The sequence below is a fragment of the Sphingobium agri genome, from assembly GCF_023051225.1.
Lineage (GTDB): Bacteria > Pseudomonadota > Alphaproteobacteria > Sphingomonadales > Sphingomonadaceae > Sphingobium > Sphingobium agri.
The window spans coordinates 178,701-199,005 of record NZ_JALKHS010000018.1 but is presented as its reverse complement, the minus strand read 5'-3'; the positions used below and the strand labels follow the sequence as shown (position 1 = coordinate 199,005).

At 60.6% G+C, this 20,305-nt stretch carries 17 protein-coding genes; 7 read left to right on the top strand and 10 right to left on the bottom strand.

All coding sequences use genetic code 11. The annotated features are described in order from the left end of the window. Positions 1 to 267: 267 nt before the first annotated feature. Positions 268 to 1,068, top strand: a complete 801-nt coding sequence (locus tag MU848_RS16535; protein WP_247234274.1) for a DUF2189 domain-containing protein — start codon at positions 268 to 270, stop codon at positions 1,066 to 1,068. A gap of 9 nt (positions 1,069 to 1,077) precedes the next feature. On the opposite strand, the gene MU848_RS16530 is transcribed toward MU848_RS16535, so the two are convergent. From MU848_RS16530 to MU848_RS16505, 6 genes are read right to left on the bottom strand one after another with little or no spacing between them, the layout of a single operon-like run. Next, on the bottom strand, positions 1,078 to 1,752 hold the full coding sequence (locus MU848_RS16530; RefSeq protein WP_247234272.1) for a c-type cytochrome: 675 nt from the start codon (positions 1,750 to 1,752) through the stop codon (positions 1,078 to 1,080). 4 nt (positions 1,753 to 1,756) lie between these two features. Then, entirely contained in the window at positions 1,757 to 2,110 is a 354-nt protein-coding gene (locus tag MU848_RS16525) for a cytochrome C oxidase subunit IV family protein (protein ID WP_247234270.1), read from the bottom strand. Positions 2,111 to 2,115: 5 nt separating this feature from the next. Then, positions 2,116 to 2,808: a heme-copper oxidase subunit III family protein gene (locus MU848_RS16520; RefSeq protein WP_247234268.1), complete on the bottom strand. Its 693-nt coding sequence runs from the start codon at positions 2,806 to 2,808 to the stop codon at positions 2,116 to 2,118. A gap of 9 nt (positions 2,809 to 2,817) precedes the next feature. Further along, the gene (locus MU848_RS16515; RefSeq protein ID WP_247234266.1) at positions 2,818 to 3,417 is read right to left on the bottom strand and encodes a heme-copper oxidase subunit III; all 600 of its coding nucleotides are present in this window, start codon (positions 3,415 to 3,417) and stop codon (positions 2,818 to 2,820) included. After that, positions 3,414 to 5,132, bottom strand: coding sequence for a cytochrome c oxidase subunit I (locus tag MU848_RS16510; protein ID WP_247234264.1), 1,719 nt, complete (start codon positions 5,130 to 5,132; stop codon positions 3,414 to 3,416). Before MU848_RS16510 ends, MU848_RS16515 begins: the two co-directional genes overlap by 4 nt. Next, positions 5,132 to 6,001, bottom strand: a complete 870-nt coding sequence (locus tag MU848_RS16505; RefSeq protein WP_247234262.1) for a cytochrome c oxidase subunit II — start codon at positions 5,999 to 6,001, stop codon at positions 5,132 to 5,134. The genes MU848_RS16510 and MU848_RS16505 overlap by 1 nt, the downstream gene beginning before the upstream one ends. Before the next feature lie 290 nt (positions 6,002 to 6,291). Here MU848_RS16505 and MU848_RS16500 point away from each other — a divergent pair, with 290 nt between their 5' ends. Beyond that, positions 6,292 to 8,622 carry a GumC family protein gene (locus MU848_RS16500; RefSeq protein ID WP_201515209.1) on the top strand — a complete coding sequence of 777 codons (2,331 nt, stop codon included), beginning with the start codon at positions 6,292 to 6,294 and terminating at the stop codon, positions 8,620 to 8,622. A 21-nt stretch (positions 8,623 to 8,643) separates the two neighbouring features. Next, positions 8,644 to 9,330 carry a rhamnogalacturonan acetylesterase gene (locus tag MU848_RS16495; protein ID WP_247234260.1) on the top strand — a complete coding sequence of 229 codons (687 nt, stop codon included), beginning with the start codon at positions 8,644 to 8,646 and terminating at the stop codon, positions 9,328 to 9,330. Here MU848_RS16495 and MU848_RS16490 read toward each other — a convergent pair. From MU848_RS16490 to MU848_RS16475, 4 genes are all read right to left on the bottom strand, one after another. Beyond that, on the bottom strand, positions 9,308 to 10,366 hold the full coding sequence (locus MU848_RS16490) for an alginate O-acetyltransferase AlgX-related protein (protein WP_247234258.1): 1,059 nt from the start codon (positions 10,364 to 10,366) through the stop codon (positions 9,308 to 9,310). The genes MU848_RS16495 and MU848_RS16490 overlap by 23 nt on opposite strands. A 7-nt stretch (positions 10,367 to 10,373) precedes the next feature. Next, on the bottom strand, positions 10,374 to 11,849 hold the full coding sequence (locus tag MU848_RS16485) for an MBOAT family O-acyltransferase (RefSeq protein ID WP_247234256.1): 1,476 nt from the start codon (positions 11,847 to 11,849) through the stop codon (positions 10,374 to 10,376). A 246-nt stretch (positions 11,850 to 12,095) separates the two neighbouring features. Next, positions 12,096 to 13,436: an O-antigen ligase family protein gene (locus MU848_RS16480; RefSeq protein ID WP_097090771.1), complete on the bottom strand. Its 1,341-nt coding sequence runs from the start codon at positions 13,434 to 13,436 to the stop codon at positions 12,096 to 12,098. A gap of 202 nt (positions 13,437 to 13,638) precedes the next feature. Further along, positions 13,639 to 14,409, bottom strand: a complete 771-nt coding sequence (locus MU848_RS16475; RefSeq protein ID WP_247234254.1) for a response regulator transcription factor — start codon at positions 14,407 to 14,409, stop codon at positions 13,639 to 13,641. 631 nt (positions 14,410 to 15,040) lie between these two features. Between MU848_RS16475 and MU848_RS16470 the strand changes: the two genes are divergently transcribed. From MU848_RS16470 to MU848_RS16455, 4 genes are all read left to right on the top strand, one after another. Further along, positions 15,041 to 17,122 carry a polysaccharide biosynthesis protein gene (locus MU848_RS16470; RefSeq protein ID WP_247234252.1) on the top strand — a complete coding sequence of 694 codons (2,082 nt, stop codon included), beginning with the start codon at positions 15,041 to 15,043 and terminating at the stop codon, positions 17,120 to 17,122. Then, entirely contained in the window at positions 17,119 to 18,444 is a 1,326-nt protein-coding gene (locus MU848_RS16465; RefSeq protein WP_247234249.1) for a DegT/DnrJ/EryC1/StrS family aminotransferase, read from the top strand. Before MU848_RS16470 ends, MU848_RS16465 begins: the two co-directional genes overlap by 4 nt. Positions 18,445 to 18,513: 69 nt before the next feature. Further along, complete coding sequence (locus MU848_RS16460) at positions 18,514 to 19,080, top strand: polysaccharide biosynthesis/export family protein (RefSeq protein ID WP_097090774.1); 567 nt, start codon at positions 18,514 to 18,516, stop codon at positions 19,078 to 19,080. After that, positions 19,071 to 20,303, top strand: a complete 1,233-nt coding sequence (locus MU848_RS16455) for an outer membrane beta-barrel protein (protein WP_247234247.1) — start codon at positions 19,071 to 19,073, stop codon at positions 20,301 to 20,303. Before MU848_RS16460 ends, MU848_RS16455 begins: the two co-directional genes overlap by 10 nt. Positions 20,304 to 20,305: the final 2 nt, after the last annotated feature.

The following is a 20,305-nucleotide window of genomic DNA, read 5'->3' as shown; positions in this document are numbered from 1 at the left end:
GATAGTTACGGAAGCGATTAAGATCGGTCAGAGCGATCGACAAAAGCGATCAGTGCCGCAGTGCGAACTGTGGCTGGCCAAGGTACGAAGCTGCTTTTTGGTTCCGCTTCGTTACGCTTTGGTGTAATCTGCTGCCATTGGCCATGAGGCGCTCCTCATGCCGAGACGATGCGCTGCGCAGGTCAACAGGCCGCCTCCGTCACCAGTCCCGACTGAGGGTAGGAAGCTTGAGCGTCCGTCATGGTGACTTCGCGAGGGAGAGCGAGCATGGCGATTACGCATTCGGCTGATGTTCCACGCGGCCGGGAAGATCATCAAATTCGCAGGATCGGCTTTGACGACCTGTGGATCGCGCTGCGGCAGGGCTGGGAAGATTTTCAGGCCAAGCGCGGCGACCTCATCTTCATTGGGCTGATCTATCCGGTGGTCGTGCTGTTCGCCATCCTGATCGCCAGCCGTGTATCGATCCTGCCGCTGCTGTTCCCGCTTCTTGCAGGGTCCGTCCTGTTCAGCCCTGCTTTGGCCAGCGGCTTCTATGAGCTTGCCCGACGCAGGGAGCATGGCCTCGACTCGCGCTGGCGGCATTTCCTGGATGTCGTCCGCGGACCGTCCGCGCCGTCGCTGTTCGACCTTACCAGCATCACCGCCCTGTTGTTCCTCGCATGGCTCGCTGCGGCGTGGTTCATCTATAATTCGACGGTGGGCAAGTTCGGTCCTGAGGCGATTTCATCGCTTGGCGCGTTCGTCAGAGCGGTGTTCGGGACGGCCGAAGGCTGGCAGATGATCATCATCGGCAATCTTGTCGGCCTGGCCTTTGCGATGGTGACGCTGGCGGTCAGCGTCGTGTCCTTCCCGATGATCGTCGACAGACAGGTAAGCTGGGGCAACGCGTTGTGGACATCGGTGCGCGTCACCAGGGAAAATCCGGTCACCGTGGCGACATGGGGACTGATAGTTGTCGCGTTGCTGATCCTGGGTGCGCTGCCGGGACTTGTCGGGCTTGCCGTCGTGCTGCCAGTGCTCGGATACGCTACCTGGCATCTCTATACCCGCGCGGTCGTCCGGTAAGGCGGCTCCTCACTGCCCGGCTTGTGGGGACGGCGCTGGCAGCGGCGGCCCTCCATTCCCGAGGCTGGCAAGATATTTGATGACGGCGGCGCGATCTTCGGGGCGACGCAGGCCTGCAAAGCTCATCTTGGTTCCCGGAATATCGCGCGCGGGGGAGGCGAGGAACTCGAACAGCTTGTCATAGGTCCAGCTTCCCCCATGGGCCTTCATCGCCGGAGAATAGGCAAAGCCTGCATGGCTTGCGACCGGCCGCCCGACCACGCCCCAGAGATTGGGTCCGATCCGGTTCGGGCCGCCTTGGCTGAAAGCATGGCAACTGGCGCAAAGATGCATCTTCGCCTTGCCCGCATTCGCGTCGGCACTCGCCAGCAAGGTGCCAAGATCCAAGGGTGCCGGGGCAGGCGCACCGCCTGCGCTGGAAGCGAGCGCGGGCGCCTTACCGCGCATGTCGCGATGATAGGCGATCAGTCGTCTGCCTTCGCCTGGATCGCCCAGGCTCGCGGGCCAATCGCGCTGGACCGAGGCCATGTCGACGCGAGGTGGCATGTCCTCGCCCGGTTTGTAGGCGAGGGTGCCCGCATCGCCATTGGGATATAGCTGTCCCGCGAACCAGTTGAGGCTCCAGAGCGCGCCTGCCGCGCCCGCGACACACAGTCCCGTTACCAGCCAGCGCATGCGGTTCATGGCTTCATCCTCCCCCGCCCATGAAGATCGCCCGCGTCCAAAAGGCGTAGTCGGCTTCGATCGTCATGATCCGCACCAGCACCAGCAATACCAGCGGCGGCACCAGGATTGCGTAGATCAGCGACAGCCTTTCCCTGGCGAGATGCATGAAGATCGACAGGATCAGCCCTGCCTTCAGCAGCATGAAGAGGATGATGAGCGTCCAGCGGACGATCCCTTGCACATGCATATAGTCCACCATGTAGGACATGGCGCTCAGCACGAACAGATAGCCCCAGACCTTCAGGTAAAGGCTGATGGGATGATGTTGCCCTTCATGGACTAGCGAGGCTTCGCTGCCTGGTATCTCATGTTTCATGGGCGTCACCACAGGTAGAAGAAGGCGAAGATGAAGACCCACACGAGGTCGACGAAGTGCCAGTAGAGCCCCGCTATCTCGACCGCGCTATAGTCACCGGCGCGGTCATAATGGCCGCGCGCGACCTTGGACGCGATGATCAGCAGCAGGATGACGCCGCAGGTCACGTGCAGGCCGTGAAAGCCGGTGATCATGAAGAAGCTCGCACCGAATTGCGGCGCGCCAATGGGGTTGCTCCACGGGCGCACGCCTTCGTGGATCAGTTTGGTCCATTCAAAAGCCTGCATGCCGACGAAGGCCGCGCCGAACAAAGCGGTGAGCAGCATCAATATGGCTGTTTTGCGCTTGTCTTTGCGATAACCGAAATTGACCGCCATCGCCATCGTGCCGCTGGAACTGATGAGGACAAAGGTCATGATCGCGATGAGGATGAGCGGAATGTCCTGACCACCGATCGTCAGGGCGAATACTTCGGCGGTATTGGGCCATGGCTCCACCGCTGACGCGCGCATCGTCATGTAGCCTGTGAGGAAGCAGGAGAAGATGAAGGTATCCGACAGCAGGAATATCCACATCATCGCCTTGCCCCAATGGGTATGGCGAAAGACTTCCTGATCGGCCGACCAGTCGGCGACGATTTCACGCAGCGCGGGCGTGATGATCTCCCTGTCTCTTCCGTCGGATACTGTGTGAGCCATGGATGGACCTCATGTGGAGACGAGCAGGGCGGCGATCAAAATCCAGATGAAGAGGAGGAAATGCCAATAGACGGCGCACAGCCGGACATTGTGCAGGTTGTGCGCCGCAAGTACCCAGGCGGCTGCAACGAACCCGCCCAGAATGTGCAGGCCATGGAGCGCCGTCAGCAGATAGAAGAAGGCGTTGGCGGGGTTGGACGAGAGATAATAGCCCTGCCCCAGATAATGATGCCACAGCAGCCATTGGCCAATCAGGAAGGCGAGGCCGAGTGCCGCGCCCGTAGCGGCTGCGCGCACTGTTCTTCCGTTGTCGAAGGAGCGGCGCGCGATCTCCCAGGCGATGCTGCTCGCGGCCAATATCCCGCTGTTGATCCAGAGCAGCGGCGGATCGGGCATGGCGACCCAATCGTCCGCGTGGCCCATGGATGCGTGCAGGCCCATGCGCATGACATAGGCCGCGCCGAGCAGGGAGAACATGACGAGAGCAACGGCGAAATAGACGCCGAGGCCTATCCCTCCGGCGGATGGGCGGGGACCGGACGATGCGGCGGGGTTCCGATCGCTGGCCGGTTCCCAGCTCTTTTCCGCAAGGCACGCAAGGATGGTCATGTGCGCGGTTCCGTCTGGGGGATGAAGTCGCGCGGCGCGCCCGGCACGCTGTAATCATAGGGCCAGCGATAGACGGTCGGCAGGGCTGGTCCCCAATTGCCATGTGCCGGCGGCGTCTGCGGCGTCTGCCATTCGAGGCTTGCTGCACCCCAGGGGTTCGGATCAGCGCGCGGTCCCCGGAAAAAGCTCCAGATCATGTTGAAGAAGAACAGGCCTTGCGCAGCGAAGACGATCAGTGCGGCGATGCTGATCCATTCATTGGCCAGATGGACCGAGGGCGGGATGAAGCCTGTTTCGCCCAAGGCATAATAGCGGCGCGGCACGCCGAGGATGCCGAGATAGTGCATCGGCAAGAAGATCGCATAGACGCCGAGGAAGGTGATCCAGAAGTGGAGCTTGCCCAATGTCTCGTTCCACATCCGCCCGAAGATCTTGGGATACCAGTGATAGATGGCGCCGAAGATCACCAATACAGGCGACACGCCCATCACCATGTGAAAATGCGCGACGACGAAGAAGGTATCGGACAGCGGAACGTCGACGCTGACATTGCCAAGGAACAATCCCGACAGCCCGCCGTGAATGAAGGTGAAGATGAAGGCGATGGCGAACAGCATCGGCACGCGCAGATGGATGTCGCCGCGCCAAAGCGTCAGCAGCCAGTTATAAACCTTGATCGCCGTGGGGATCGCGATGATCAGCGTCGATGTCGCGAAGAAAAACCCGAAATAGGGGTTCATGCCGCTGACATACATATGATGTGCCCACACGACGAAGCTGAGTGCGCCAATAATGGTGATTGCCCACACCATCATGCGGTAGCCGAAGATATTGCGGCGCGCATGGACGCTGATCAGGTCCGACACGATGCCAAAGGCCGGCAGCGCCACGATATAGACTTCGGGATGGCCGAAGAACCAGAAGAGATGCTGGAATAGCAGGGGGCTTCCACCCTCGGTCGGGGTGATCGCACCCATCGACTGCATGGTCGGCATGAAGAAGCTGGTGCCCGCGAAATGGTCGAACAACATCATGATCGCCGCGACGAACAGCGCGGGGAAGGCAAGCAGGCCCATGATGGACGCGGTGAAAATGCCCCAGACCGACAGGGGCATCCGCATCAGGGTCATGCCTTTGGTCCGCGCCTGAAGCACTGTCGTCACATAGTTGAGCCCGCCCATGGTGAAGGCGGCAACGAAGATGGCAAGGCTCACCAGCATGGTGGCGATGCCCCATTGGTGGCCGGGCGTTCCTTCGCTGATGGCCTGCGGTGGGTAAAGCGTCCAGCCCGCTCCCGTAGGCCCGCCCGGAACGAAAAAACCCGTGACGAGGACGATGACCGACAACAGGTAGAGCCAGTAGCTCAGCATGTTGACGAAGGGGAAGACCATGTCCCGCGCGCCGATCATCAACGGAATGAGATAGTTGCCAAAGCCGCCCAGCAGCAAAGCCGTCAGCAGATAGACGACCATGATCATGCCGTGCATCGACACGAACTGGAGGTAATTGTCCGGCTGGATGGCGGGGAAGACACCGGGGAAGCCGAGTTGCAGCCGCATCAGCGCGGACAGGACCAGCGCCACCAGTCCAATCGCGATGGCCGTGACGCTATATTGGATGGCGATGACCTTGTGATCCTGGCTCCAGACATATCTGGTGACCCAACTATGAGGATGATGCATCGGCCTCAGGTCGTCGGCCAGGGTGGTAGCCATCAACTCTTGCTCCAGGAAGCGGGGACTATGCAGGCATTTGCCTTGATCAGCAGGATCGACATGGCGTCAGGCGGCGTTTCGGCGAGGATCTGGCCAAAGCTTGTTTGCTGCGCCTGCCAGGCGGCGAAAGCCTTGGGCGGCTCCACCACGACGCGTCCGCGCATTTCATGATGGCCCGTGCCGCACAGTTCAGCACAGAGAATATCGAACGTGCCCGCCTTGGTCGGGGTCATCCAGAAATAGGTGACGATGCCGGGGACCAGATCCATCTTCGCCCGGAATTCGGGCACGTAGAAATCGTGCAGAACATCCTTGGAGCGCAGCACGATCTTGACCGGTTTATCCAGGGGAAGATGAAGATCGCCCGCCTCTACCAGCAGATCGTCGCGGCCGAACGGGTCCAGTGGATCGAGGCCCAGCGAATTGTCCGGTGTCACATATTTGACCGCTGCCGCGCCCAGCACGCCATCGGGTCCGGGATAGCGGAAGGACCATTGCCACTGCTGGCCAACCGCCTCGATGATCGTCGCGTCCTGGGGCACGGAAACATAGCGGCCCCATGCGGCGAGGCCTGGAGCCAGCATTCCAGCGATGCCGATAGCCGTCCAGATCGTCAGCCTTTTCTCCAAAGAGGCGTTTTCCGGCTCATAATGCGCCCGGTGCCCGGCGCGGTGGCGGTAACGCACCAGGACCCAGGCCATGAACAGGTTGAGGAGGATGAAGGCGGCAGCGCAAATCCAGAGGGTTACGTCCAGTGCGGAGTCGATGGAGCCCCAATTGGACGCGATCGGCGTACGCCACCAGGGACTGAACAGATGAAACAGGACCGAACCAAGCACCAGCATGGCGATGGCGACCGCAATCGGCACAGGCCCTCTCCCACCAATGCGGGCGCCTCATAGCCTCTGACCCGGCTTTTCTTGAGTCGCCTCGGAAAATAACCGCATTGGTAACTTATATAAAAAATGCGCGCTTTGGAAGTGGTTGGCCGTGGAGCGGCCTTCTGAAGCCAGCCGACGCGGCTTGGGACTCCGCACGAGCGGCCCGGTGCTGCGCCGCTTGCGTCACGCGATGCCCGAAGGGGTTAATCATTATTCCTGCCCTTTGCGCCCTAAGATTGTTTGATCGCTCCTTCCAAAAGCAGGAGGGTCGGCGGCCAATGGGGCAGAATGCCGTCGTGGAGGATCTATTCATGCTGTCGCAATCGGGAATGCTGAATGCGCCCCTTCTCGAAGCGAGGTCTGACGGCCCGATGGATGGCGGGTCCCGCCCTTCCAGCCTTTCGGCACGGCAGGTCATAAAGATCATCCGGCGGCATGAATTGCTGCTGGGCGCGATCGTCTTCTTCGCGGTGCTGATTGTCCTTGCGGTGCAGTTGACGAGCACGCCCGTCTATCAGGCGACGGCGACGGTCCAGGTCGAATTGAATGACGACAGCGGATCGCCGGACATGGCCGCCCGCAACCAGCAGCGTGTGGCGAACGAAGCGGGCATCTACCGGTCCCGATCGCTCGCCGAACGCGTCGTGCAGGACCTGAAGCTCGCTTCCGATCCGCGATTCGTCGAAAATCCGCTGCCCGCCAGCGCCATCCTCGACAACCGGCGCCTGTCGCGCCTCGCGGGCAGGCTGATGTACAGCACGTCGGTTTCGAGCCAGAAGGAATCCGACTTCATCGATATCACCGTGCGGTCCACGTCGCCTGATCTCGCATCCGAAATCGCCAATCAATATCCCGCCAGCCTTGCCGCTTACCGCGCCGTGTTGCGCGACGACCGACAGGGTAAGATCGCTGCCCAGCTGGATGATGAACGGGGCCGGCTTGCGACCGAGGCGCATAAGGCGGAGCAGGCGGTCGCCGATTTCCGCCGCCAGCACCAGATGCTGACCGGTGCCGGGGGCTCTGAAGATTATGCGCAGATCAACCGCATCGCTACGGAGGCCGCATCCGCCGCCGCCATGCGCGCGGCGCAAAGTGCGCGCGCGGCTGGCATCGCGAGCGCGGTGAACAATATCACGACGGCGGGCGCGACATCGCCATTGCTCGACCAGCAGCGGCGGCAATTGGACGATCTCACGCGCACGCGCAGCGAACTGGCGATGATGTATGGCGCCGAGCATCCCAAGATGCGTGGTTTGGAAGCGCAAATCGCCGAAACCACGGGCAGCATGCGCCAGGAGCAGGCCCGGGTGATCGCGGCCGCCACGACGCAGGCGCAAAATGCCGCCGCTCGCGAGGCTGGCCTAGCAAGAAGCGAGGCGGCCTCTGCAGCCTCGCGAGCGGGACAGTTGGAAGGAACGCTTCGTTCCATCACGGGCAAGGCCTTTGCAAACACGGCCGCGACGGTCGAACTGAACGCGCTGGAGCGGACCGCCGAAGCGGCGCGGAGCGCGTACGTCGCCATGAGTACGCGAGCTGAACAGGTGAAGACCAGCCTTGCCGCATCGGGCATCCATTCGCGCCTGATGTCGCCCGCCGCCGTTCCGCAGGACCCGATCTCACCACGGCCCAAGTCCGCGACCTTCGCCGCATTTGTCGGATCACTGATCCTGGGCCTGCTGATCGTCTTTGGAATTGAGCTGACCGACAACCGGCTGTGGAACGCCGAGCAGATCTATCACCAGTTCGGCCTTCGTACCTTCGCCATGCTGCCTGAACTGGACGGCGATGCGCTGATGTCGGCAAAGGCCAACCCGGTTTTGAAGGACCCCCAGTCATTGTTTGCGGAGGTGGCGCGTGGCCTGGGCAGCGAGGTGGCCGAACTGGCACAGCCAGGCAAGGCCCAGACCGTGCTGATCACGTCGCCCATCACGGGGGACGGCAAGTCCACGGTCACATTGACCCTGCTGGCCGCGGCCGTCGCAATGGGCCGCCGCGCCATAGTCATCGACCTTGATCTGCGGCGCCCCAGCGATGTCCTGCGCCCCACCGATGACGGGGGAGGAAAGCCGGACCTCATTGATTATCTGAGTGGTGCAGTCGATGCGCGCCACATGCTTCCTCCCCTTGCCCTGACGCAAAGGCAGGACCTGGAGCCGTCCGAAGTAACGACCTATGAACCTGTCGTCCTGAGCGCCCGGGAGCCCGCCCGCAATCCCGTCGCGCTGATGCGGCTGCGGAAAGTCAACGAATTGCTCGATCAGTTGCGGGAACATTATGACCTGCTGATCATCAATGCCCCGCCGACGCTCGCCACGCGGGACTCGCGGATGTTGATGGATGCCGCCGATCACACATTGATGGTCGTGCGCTGGGGCCGGACCACGATCGAACAGGTGCGCGCGGCGTTGCAGGTGCTGCAAAAGCCGGTGGACGGCGTGGTCATCAATCGGGTCGATTATGCGGAACATGCCCGTCGCGGCTATGGCGATCCCGTCCAGTTCTACATGGACTCGGCCGAATATTTCAGCGGCGAAATGCCGACCCGGCGCCGTTGGTACGAGCGTATGGCTCCGTCACGCTGGCGGGAGCGCGCCGAGCATATGGCGTGACGCACTGAAGGGGCTACGCGCATGCAATGGCGGACGATCTCGCGGCTCGGCATGGCATTGGCTGGTTTGAGCGCCTGCGCCCAGGCAGGCCCTTCCACGCCGGAGCAGAGGGACATCATCCTCGTCGGCGATTCCACTGTCTCTTCCACGACCGGCTGGGGTGATGCCTTTTGCCAATCCATGGTTGCCAAGGTGAAGAGTTGCGCGAATCTCGCCCGCGCGGGGCGAAGCTCCAGAAGCTTTCGCAAGGAGGGCAGCTGGAAATCCGTTCTTCAGAAAATCAAGGATGATGGCGCTTCACATGCACTGGTCCTGATCCAGTTCGGCCATAATGATGCCGGCAAGGACGAGAAGCGGAGAACCGATCCCGACGTGGATTTCACGGACATCATCAGCGAATATGTAGATGATGTCAGGAGCTTGAATGCCGAGCCAATCCTGATCACGCCCGTGGCGCGCCGCATCTATGTTGATGGAAAGATCAGGGACGGGCTGGAGCCCTATGCTGGTGCGGTCCGCCGGATCGCGGCGGCAAAGCGGACGTCCCTCATCGATCTGCACACCATGAGCGTCGTGGCCTTGGAAAAGATGAGTCCGGCGGAGGCGCGGGGGCTTGGTCCAAATGGAACGCAGCCAGACATCAATCATCTGGGCCCGAAGGGCGCGCGCTATTTCGCTGACATGGTCATCCGGCAACTGCGGCTTTGACCGGTTTCGCGACGTAACGCGGGCTGGCGATGTGCCAGGATGCAATGCGCTGCCTGATTGCCTGGGCGGCAAGCTGATGCCCCGCCTCATTCCAGTGCGGGTCCGTATCGCTCAAGTCGAAGCGCTTGCCGGTCTTCGCGTAGAAGCGCCTGAACGGTGCATCCAGGTCCAGCACCTCAAGCTGTTCGGCATTGGCCTGCTTCACCAATAGATCGATATTGGGACGGCTCATCTGCTTGCCGGAATAGATCGCCTTGGCGTTGGGTTGCAGCACCAAAAGGACATGCCCCCCATTGGCCCGCAAAGTGGTGAGATCATGCACGAACCTCTGGACCGCGCGCTGCTTCAGATTGGCTTCGGCCGGCGCTGGCATGTCCTTCTTCACCGCAGGGAAGGGATCAAGCGAGCGCGCGACATCCGAAGGGGAAAATTTGAGATTATATACAAGATAGCTGGCAAGGCGGCTGCGCCCTATGCTGTTCCGAAACGCGCTGGGCGAGCGGGATCGCACCTGCAACTCTGATCCATGGCCCTCATACCAGTAGCCGCGCAGCTTGGGCTGGATCGAGGATGAGAGATCCTCTTCATTGACGACGACGATGGCATTTCGCGCCTTCAGATGCTGCTCTGCCCACCGCGCCGCGACGACATAATCGGCAAAGTCCGCGCCCGCCACGCCAAGCGACACGACCGGCTTTGGCACAGCGCTGTTTTCAAGCAGATAGCCCACCCGTTTCTCCGGCCGGATGCTGAGCGCATCGACGAAGCTGTCGCCGATCAGCGCTATGCTCTGGTCGGTGGGGCTCACCTCCGGGCCGGAAAAGCCAAGGCTATTCATGCGGCCCGAGACAGCATCGCGCATCAGCCATCCGCTTGACGAGGTATATTGGGTGCGCGGCACATAATGAACCACTGGGTCCCTGGGCGATAGAGGCGGGCTGGCGAAGCCCGAACTCACCGGCAGCAACCACAGCGCAAGCTCCAACGATCCGATCGTGAGAGCCGCGCCAGCGAGAAATTGGGAGATGGGTTTCATCTTGCGCTCAAAAGTTGAAGTAGATGAAAGGCGACACGCCTTGCGATGAATGTATCGCCATGATGAAGCAGGTGAGGACCGCGCTTGCACCCATGAGCGACCAGCGGCGGGAAGAAATCAGTTCCTCCGCCTTTGCGACCAGCTGCTGCGAATTGGGCATTGCCCAGACGATCAGTCCACCGAGGCATATGAGGCTGACCGGCGCCAGCAACATCTCGTCATAGCCAAGCAGGCGGGACAGTTCTGCCGTCGCTGGCTGCCAGCCTGCAAAGCCGTTGAGGCCGAACATCCCGCCCAGCATCGTTGTACCTGACGCAAAGCTTTCGGCACGGAAAAACACCCATGCGATGATCACGCTGAAGAAGGTGAGCGCGGTCGACGCGATCACACCCGCAGCGCCCCAGGATGGCAGGGAGAGCCGCGCCGCCAAGGATCGCCACGCATGATTTATGATCAGATAGGATCCATGCAGCGCGCCCCAGAAGACGAACGTCCAGTTCGCGCCATGCCACAGTCCGCCCAAAAGCATGGTGAGCAGCAGATTGACATAGCGGCGGCCCGGACCCTTCCGGTTTCCGCCAAGCGCGATGTAGAGATATTCGCGCAGGAAAGCGGACAGTGTCATGTGCCAGCGGCGCCAGAAATCGACGATGCTCCGCGCTTTGTAGGGTGAATTGAAGTTGAACGGCAATTGTACGCCGAAAAATAGCGAGAGGCCGATCGCCATGTCGCAATAGCCGGAAAAATCGAAGTAGATCTGGAATGTATAGCAGAGCGCTCCGATCCAGGAGACCGCGAAGTCGGGTGCGAAGCCTTTCAGGGATGCGTTGAATATCGCGTCCGAATAGAGGGCGAAACCGTCAGCCAGGACCACCTTCTTGATGAGGCCGATGAGGAAGAAGACAGTCCCCAGCGCCGCCCCACGCGCGGTGGGACGGAAGATTGATTTGGATTCGAATTGCGGCATCATCGACTTGTGGTGGATGATCGGCCCCGCGATCAGATGGGGAAAGTAGCTGACGAACAGGACATAATTGGTGAAATTATATTCATTCGCTTCTCCGCGATAGGCATCGACCAGGAAGGCGATCTGCGTGAAGGTGTAGAAGGATATGCCGATGGGAAGGACAATATAGCCGACCGCGAAATCAAGCCCGGTCAGCGCATCGATATTGTTCGCGATGAAGGTCGCATATTTGAAATAGCCCAGCGCGCAGAGGTCGATGGCAATGCCCGCCTGCATGATGCGGAGAGCCGACTTGCGCGTACGCGCTTTCACGATCGCACGGCCGCAAAGATAGTTGAAGACGATCGAACCTGCGAGCAACCAGAGGAAATGCGCGTCCCACCAGATGTAGAAAAGCACCGAAGCCAGCGCCAGAAAGGCGCCGCGCCATTCCGGCTTGAACCGCCACAACAGCAGGAAGCCGCACATGGTGAGCGGGAAGAAGCCGAACAGAAATGCATATGAATTGAAAAGCATGCCTCCCCTTTCACCAAATGTGTGGATACGGACCGCTTCTCTCTGTCACCCGCGGGAACTGCATAATGTCATGGTAAAGCGCCCTATCCTGCGCAGAAATCGTCCTTTTGGGGACATATCTTTTTCCCCATGAGGATAGAGCATGACCCGGTCGGCTGGATCGGATCACGCTCCATCTACCTTTGGTGATCTGAATTTTCCGAAGCCAGCAGGATGCGATCTGCTTCGAAAATGCTCGATCCGGCTTCAGCTTTCCAGCGGCGGAAGGCGGCCGCGCATGCCGCGGCGTTGCCCAGGCGAAGGAAGGAAGCGCGGGTCTATCACCCCCTGTCCGACAAGCGACGGGCTGAGGGCAAGGAAAACGAAGAGGAACCAGCACCTCCCATAGACATGGGGCATCCCCATGACAGCGTTGGCGAAGGCCACCAATATCGTGACCGTGGTCAGGAGCACCAATTTTCCGTGCTTGCTCCGGTGCGCTGCAATGGCGGCGAGCAATGGAACGGCGAGCAATATCAGATAACCGAGCAGAGACAGTCCGCCGCCTTCGTTCAACAGGAGAAGATAGAGATTATGTACCGGCAGACCATATCGGCTTTCCTGCCGATACTGGTCAGCGCCCATACCAATGATGAGATTCTCATCGGCCTTTTCGAGCGCTTCCTTGTTCAGCTCCTGGCGGTCCGCGAACGTGCCGGCGCTCGAGAGGTCGCCGGAGTTCATCGCAGACAGCACGCGGGTCTGGAAGGTCTCGGGTAAATAATTCTGCCCAAAGGTCAACAGCGCGCTGCCAAGCAAGGCGATGACGATCAAGGTCTTGAAATTGCGCCTGCCACCGAAGAAGATGAGGGCGGCAGCGATCATGCTGTAGAGACCTGTGTTGGAACTGGTCAGGATTATGCCCGTGACGAGAAGGGCGATGCAAAGCAGTGAAACCCAGGTCCGCATCTTTTGCGATAGCAGAAGGAGCCAGACGAGCGGCAAAGCCATGACCGTCAGGACCGCCATGCCGTTGGGATTTCCGGCAAAGCCCTGCAACCGCCGGTTGCCTGTCACCACCGCCATCTGCTCTCTTTCGGCGCTGTAATGGCCGCTCAGATAGATGATGCCGCCGATAACGCACATCGTGACCATGCCCCAGATGCAGCATTTGATCAGGCGCACCGCTTCCTCTTCCGACCTGCGCAACAGCACGAGCGGCACGATCAGATAAGCGAAGGCATATTGCGCGATCAGCACCAGGCATCTGACGACGTCGCCCTTGAAGACGCTGCCTATGAACAGCCCGCCGCTCAGCATCAGAAGGCCCAGCACCCAGAGCCAGGTCAAGCTGGCAAAGGGGGTGGCCACCCGGCCCGACGCGACCCGCAGGAAAAAGGCGCCCGCGAACATGATGTCGCTCAAGGTGATGTAGACGCTGGGATGGCGGAACGCGATATAAGGCGCGAAAAATACCGCTCCCTGCAACAGCACGAATTCCCAACGGTGCAGTTCGTCCGTCCAGAACTGCGCCCGTTCCCGGGGAGGGCTGGCGCCATGACCGCTGGGCAAAGGATAGTTGCTTGCCTGATAGTGACTGGTCTGCACGCCTGGCGCTCCGGCTCGTAATTACTGCCTCGATCGGCGGCTAGGATGCAAATCCGATCTCGATTAGTCCATTGCACATAATACCTGCGCGACGTTCAAAAGGGGCAGGCGGCAATATCCAATCGGGTAAGGGGCAGAGCCACTAAAAACCGAAAATTTCGCGCGACTTAGGGGAATGCGGCAGCTTGGTCTCTGCCGCTTTTCAGACGTTGGCCGTATAGCCAGTGGCGGCGTTGCTCCCGCCCTTTGCAGCAAGGCCGGGATGATCGATCTTGGCGGAAGAGGTGGCGGTTTTGGGGAACGACGTATCGCCGCCAGCCATGCCGTGCAGCCCTTGGCTCGCGGCCCATATCGCCGCCTGGGTGCGGTTGGACACGCGCAGTTTGCGGAGTACCGCCTTCACATGGACCTTAACGGTGGCCTCGCTGATCGACAACTGGCGGGATATGACCTTGTTGGGCAATCCGGCGATCAGGCGCTGCAATATTTCCATCTCCCGCGCGGAAAGATTGGCGCCGTCGATCGACACGGCATCAGGAACCTCCTCGCAAGTCGTGGCTTGGTCGATCAGCTGCTGAGCCAGTTGTGACGGGAAAATCTTTTCTCCAAGCGCTATGAGATCGAGATATCCGCCCAGTCTTTCGCAAGATAGGTCGTTGATCAGATAGCCTTCCGCCCCGGCCCGGAAAGCGTCCAGCATCGTGTCGAAGTCGAATTTGTTGGCGAGAATGGCGATGCGGGCGGCAGGACATTGCTCGCGCACCTCGGCAAGGGCAGCGCCGCTCCATTCCCTGTCCTGATCCTCGATCAGCAGCAGCAGACATGCCGGGCAGCCCGTTTCCGAAAGGACGAACTCATCAAGCTTGGCGCCCGTGTAGAGGATATGGCGGTGCTGAGAGGACAACAGCCGCCGCAAACCTTCCCTGACGATCGAGCTTCCGCCCACAAGCACGACATCTGAAACTATTGTCATCGTTCGCCTCCCTCAACATCATCGGCAAGCCGTGATGGATTGAAATGCAAAAGCACTGCCTGAAGGCGACCCCAATCTTATCGAGCCGGAGAGTATCACAACTGCCGATCTGAACAATAGGCGTAACTTTCTGTAAAAACTTAACTTGTATAAAGAATGTTCAGGAGGCGAATTCGGTAAGGGACTGTCTTTTCACACATTTGGCAAAATGGTTGAAATCATGTGCCGCATTCCATTTTCGCTGCAACATGACCGGGCGGCATAGACCAAATGTCCGATTCGTTTGTGACAGCATCAAAGGACCACTGGCTTTATTCGGGCATCCTGGCGTTCGGAAGATCGCGGTGCCAACACCGCGTGGGCTGCTGTCAATTAGCCAAAAGATTTACTCCGACCTCATCCGGTAAATCATTCGGGCTGCCAGCGCCGGGAATTCTGCTCCTTCGGCCATCGCTGGCGCCCATTTTCTGCCACTAGGGATGATAGCTGTCTGGTTCATTGCGGGCGAAACCCAAGTCGTTACCGTTTGGCGGTGACTTGAACGATCACGCTCTGCATGCCGCGAAGATGTCTTCGACCTATGCGGTGCGCGATCGTCGAAGGTCTTTTCTTGAACCGCAAGGGTTTTGCTATGGATGCGAGCGCACCGCCCGCTGGATCTGACCCAATTCTCGACGACGGCGTGGACCTGCGGGAAAATGTGCCCGCAGGCGCGCCGGTTTGGGCGATATTGCTCCATGATCTGCTGACACGGCCGACCGGCTTCCCTGGTCCTGCGCGTTTTGCAGCGCTGATGCTGATCGATGCATCATTGATCCTGATCACCTTGCTTGCGGTGGTCATGACGATGCCGGGGACGGTTTCGACGGCCTTCCATGATCGCCCCAGCCTCATGTTCTTCTTCAGCCTGGTGGCGGTGTTCACCCTTTGCCTGACGGGCCTTTATTGGCGGAGCTGGCGCTTCCTCTCCTTTGGCGACGGCATCACCTTGTCGACGGCGGTGGCCGGAGGCGCGGCGGCCGCCTGGGGGATGTGCCTGATCCTCTCCGCCAAGATCAGGGCTGCCCCGCTGGAGGCGGTCGGCTTTGCTCTGCTGCATTCAGCCCTGCTGCTGGTCGCCATGATCGGCGTGCGAACGGTGCGCCGTGGCCTGCGCGAATTTGCGCTTGCCCATATCGTCCCGCCAGGCGGCAGCCACAATATCCTGCTGCTCGGCGAACTCGACTGGATCCGGTCGCTCATCGACATGTTGCGCGCCGAACGCACGAACCGGTTCAATGTCGTGGGTGCTCTCACCTTCGACAGCCGCGAGACGAGGCTGCAGATCGCGGGTGTCCCCGTGCTCGGGTCACCCGACAAGCTGCCCCAGATCGTCGAGACGCTGGCGACACGCGGGCTGAAGCCGGAAAGTCTGGTCATCCGCGGCGATAAGGCTATGCCGCGCCGCTCCTTTTCCCATCTGGTCAAGCTGGCGGACCAGTGCGACCTTACCGTCGCCCATGCCAACGACCTGCAGAAAACGAAGGATGGGGAACCGCGCATCGAGATAAAGCAGTTCGAGCTCGCCGACCTGCTTGGACGACCCGAAGTGTCCCTCCAACGCAATATCGTCGACCGGCTGATCCGTGGCCGTCGGATATTGGTCACTGGGGCAGGGGGCACGATCGGCGGCGAGCTGGTGCGCCAAATCGCAACCTTCCGCCCAGCGGAGATCGTGCTGCTCGACCATTCGGAGTTCAATCTCTACACGATCGAGATGCAGGTCCGGGACAAGTTTCCCGAGGTCATCTGCCGCCCTGAACTCTGCTCGATCCGTGATCGCGCGGCGCTCAATGACGTCTTCGAGCGCCATCAGCCGGAGGTCGTCTTCCATGCGGCCGCGCTCAAGCATGTGCCGATCGTCGAGGCCAACCCGTGCGAAGGCGCACACACCAATGTGCTTGGCACGCGCAACGTCGCCGATGCGGTCTGCGCCTATGGCGCGCTTGCGATGATCCAGGTGTCGACCGACAAGGCGGTCAATCCCGTCGGTGTCATGGGCACGACCAAGCGCCTGGGCGAACTTTATTGCCAGGCGCTCGACCTCATTGGTCAGTGCGATCCCGACAGCCCGCGCTTCATGACCGTCCGGTTCGGCAATGTGCTGGGTTCCAGCGGCTCGCTCGTGCCCCTGCTGCAACAGCAGATGGCCGCCGGAAAGCCGCTCACCATCACGCATCCTGACATCAAGCGCTATTTCATGACCGTCGGCGAAGCTGTGCAGCTCATCCTGCAGAGCAGTGCCCGCGCGATGGAAACGAATATCGACCGCGGCACGATCTTCGTCCTCGACATGGGTGAGCCGATCAAGATCGTCGATATCGCGCGCAGGATGATCCGCCTTGCGGGGCTGCGTCCGGACATCGACGTGCCCATCAAGTTCGTCGGCCTGCGCCCGGGCGAGAAGCTCTACGAGGAACTGTTCGACACGACCGAGGAACAGCTTCGCTCCACCATTCCCGGCGTGATCGAGGCCAGTCCTTGCCCCGTGCCGCTGGAAAAGCTGGTCAACGCGTTCACCGAATTGGCGAGCCTGATCCATGCCCATGATGAGGATGGGGTTCGCGACCTGATGAAGGAATTGCTGCGCGCGCCCGCCCAATCCACCTGGGCAAAGACGCTGCGCGAACTGACCCGCGAAATCGATCTTGTGGGCAAGGCTGCGAATGAATGACGGACTGCGCTCCAGACGCTCCGGCTGGCAGCCGTCCCAAAGATCAGCGTGAGGGCTGGAAGTCGATGAACCAGATTGTCCAAAATCGTGAAATCAGTGGCGCGACGCCTTTGGCTGCGCCGTTCCCGCCGCCCGAGCAGCGCTGGCCGCAATATGAGCAGGACGAGATCGACGCAGTCGTCCATGTATTGCAAAGCGGTCGGGTCAATTCGCTGGTGCATGGCGATGAGTGCCGCGCGTTCGAACGGGAGTTTGCCGACTATTGCGGCATGCCGCACGCCATATCGCTGGCGAACGGCACGCTCGCGCTGGAGCTCGCGTTTCGCGCTCTGGGCGTTGGGCCGGGCGACGAGGTGATCGTGCCTGCGCGCAGCTTCTTCGCGAGCGCTTCGGCAGTAGCTGCTGTCGGGGCGGTGCCGGTGTTTGCCGACATAGACCGGAATAGCCACACCATAGATCCCGCCGCCGTCATCCCGCTGATCAATGAGCGGACAAGGGCGATACTGTGCGTGCATCTGGCGGGCTGGCCATGCGACATGGACGGGCTGTTGGCCATTGCGGATCGACATGGCCTGTGGCTGGTCGAGGACTGTGCCCAGGCGCATGGCGCGGCGATCCGGGGAAAGATGGCGGGTTCCTTCGGCCATGCCTCCGCCTTTTCCTTCTGCACGGACAAGATCATGTCGACAGGTGGCGAGGGCGGCATGCTGCTGCTGAAGGATGAAGCCCATTGGGAACGAGCCTGGGCCTATAAGGACCATGGCAAGAATGTCGCGATGCTCAGCGCGCCTTCGGCTGGCAATGCCTTCCGCTATTTGCACGAAAGTTTCGGCACCAACTGGCGTTTGACGGAGATGCAGGCCGCGATCGGCCGGGCCCAGCTGCGCAAGCTGCCTTCCTGGCTGGCCCGCCGCCGCACCAACGCCGCCCTCCTGCGCGAAGGCTTGGGCGCGCACCCGCTGATCGCGCTTCCGCAGGTGCCCGACGGGGTCGAACATGCCTATTATAAATTCTATCTGCTGCTCGATCCAGCGGTGGCGCGATCCGAGGTGATCGCGGCGCTCGCGCGGCGCGGCATTCCGGCGGGGACGGGTTCCTGCCCGGACATGTCGCGCGAGTTGGCGGTGCGCAACAGCGCCTATCCCAATCTGCGGCCGCTCCCCGTCGCTGCCGAGATAGGCGAGCGCAGTCTCATGCTGCCGGTGGACCATCTTCTAGGAGAAGCGGCGATGCACTTCATGATCGAGACGTTGCTGGAAGCAGTTGGCGATGAAGGCGGGAAATTATCGTTACTGAACAAGCAACTATACAGCAGCAATTGACTTGAACTTATTTCTGTTCTGAAACTGAAACAAAATGGCCAGAGATGGTCAGAGATATGGGAGGTGGTCATGCGGATCGTCCAGTCTTTCGGCATTTCCCTCATGCTGGCCCTTTCGGCCTGTGCAGGCTCGGTCGGTGGCCTGCCCGCCGTTTCCACCGCTAACGCTGATCAGTACAGGTTAGGGCCGGGCGATGAGCTTCGCGTCATCATCCCCGGCCTGACGGAGATCGAAAACGGCACGGCTTTCGTTGTCAACGATCGCGGAGAACTGACGCTGCCGCTGATGGGCGGGATTCCGGTCAAGGGCTCGACGATACCCGAACTGGAGCAGCGGGTCGCTGCCCTGCTGGTGGAAAAGAGGCTGATGGTGTCGCCTGCCGTCAGCATTCAGCCTGTGAAGCTGCGTCCCATCTATATTCTTGGCGAAGTGCGCAGCCCGGGTGAATATCCTTATCGGCCGGGCATGACTGTCGTCACGGCTGTGTCGGTGGCCGGCGGCTACACCTTCCGCGCCAACAAGAACACTGTCGCCATCATCCGTCAGGTGGATGGGCAGGCATCCACCGCCAAGGCATCCGAAAATACGCCGATCCAACCGGGTGACACCATCAAAGTCGTGGAGAAATGGTTTTGACAGCAGCACGCCTCCTCCCATTCTGCTCCTGCATCATCCTTGCGGGGACCGCATTGCCAGCGGCCGCTCAGCAACTGGACAGGGCCACGCCGCTGCTGGAAACACCCGAAGAATATGAGGCAAAAGCAGTCCAGTTGGGGAGGATTTCGGCTTATCTCGGTGCGGATGTCCGGCTGGAATATGATTCCAACATCTACGCATTGCCTTCGGACAAGATCGATGACGAGCGCCTGACCATCTCACCCTGGCTTAACCTGCGACTGAGTGACGACAAGTTCCAGCTATCCGCACAGGCGCGGGGCGTCGTTCGGCGCTATTTCAAAAATGAGTCTGAAAACTCCGAAGGCATCAACGCAAGCCTCGGCGGTGTATACAATCTGTCGGGCAGCGACGCGATCAGCGCCAATGTTGGCTGGACACGGCTGGTCGAAGACCGGGGTGAACCTGAAGCACGGCTTGGAACCGGCACCCCGCCGCGCAAATATGACATATGGCAGGGCGACCTTGGCTATACGCATCGCGGCGCTCGCTTCACCGTCGGGGTGAAGGGGAGTGCGCTCAAGAATAATGCGCTTGCCTCGGTCGATGCCGAGCGCGACTATGATCAATATTCCGGCTCCGCCCGCATCGGCTATCGGCTCAGCGGAATGATGGACGTCTTTGGCGAGGCCTTTTACACCGCCAGAAACTTCCGGCTGGCTGTAGATGCGTCGGGTGTCGATCGCGACTCCAAGACTTATGGCGCGCGCGGCGGCATCTCCTTGGAACCGGGTGGGCTGATCCGCGGCGAGGCGGCGGTCGGCGTGTTCCGCTTCAATCCCGACGATCCCCGGTTCGACAGCCGGACCGGCCTTTCCGTGTCGGCGGGGCTCATCTACACGCCTGCGCCGCGCTGGGCGGTTACGCTCGACGGTTTCCGGGGCGATGTCGCCACGGTCCGGAACGGCGCGCAGTCGCGAACCGACACGCGCGTGCGGTTGGGAGTACAGAATGAAATATACCATAACATACGCTGGCAAGCTTCCGTTGTGTACCGCCGCAGCAACTTTATCGGCACCAGCCAGAAGGAGCGCACCATTGCGGGCGTGGCCGAAATCGAATATCTGCTGAACCGCAATATTTCCTTCGCCTTGACTGGCCGTATTGCAAACCGAGATAGCAGCAGAGCGTTCGACGATTTCGATCGCACTATCCTCGGCGCGGAAATCCGCCTGCAATATTGATG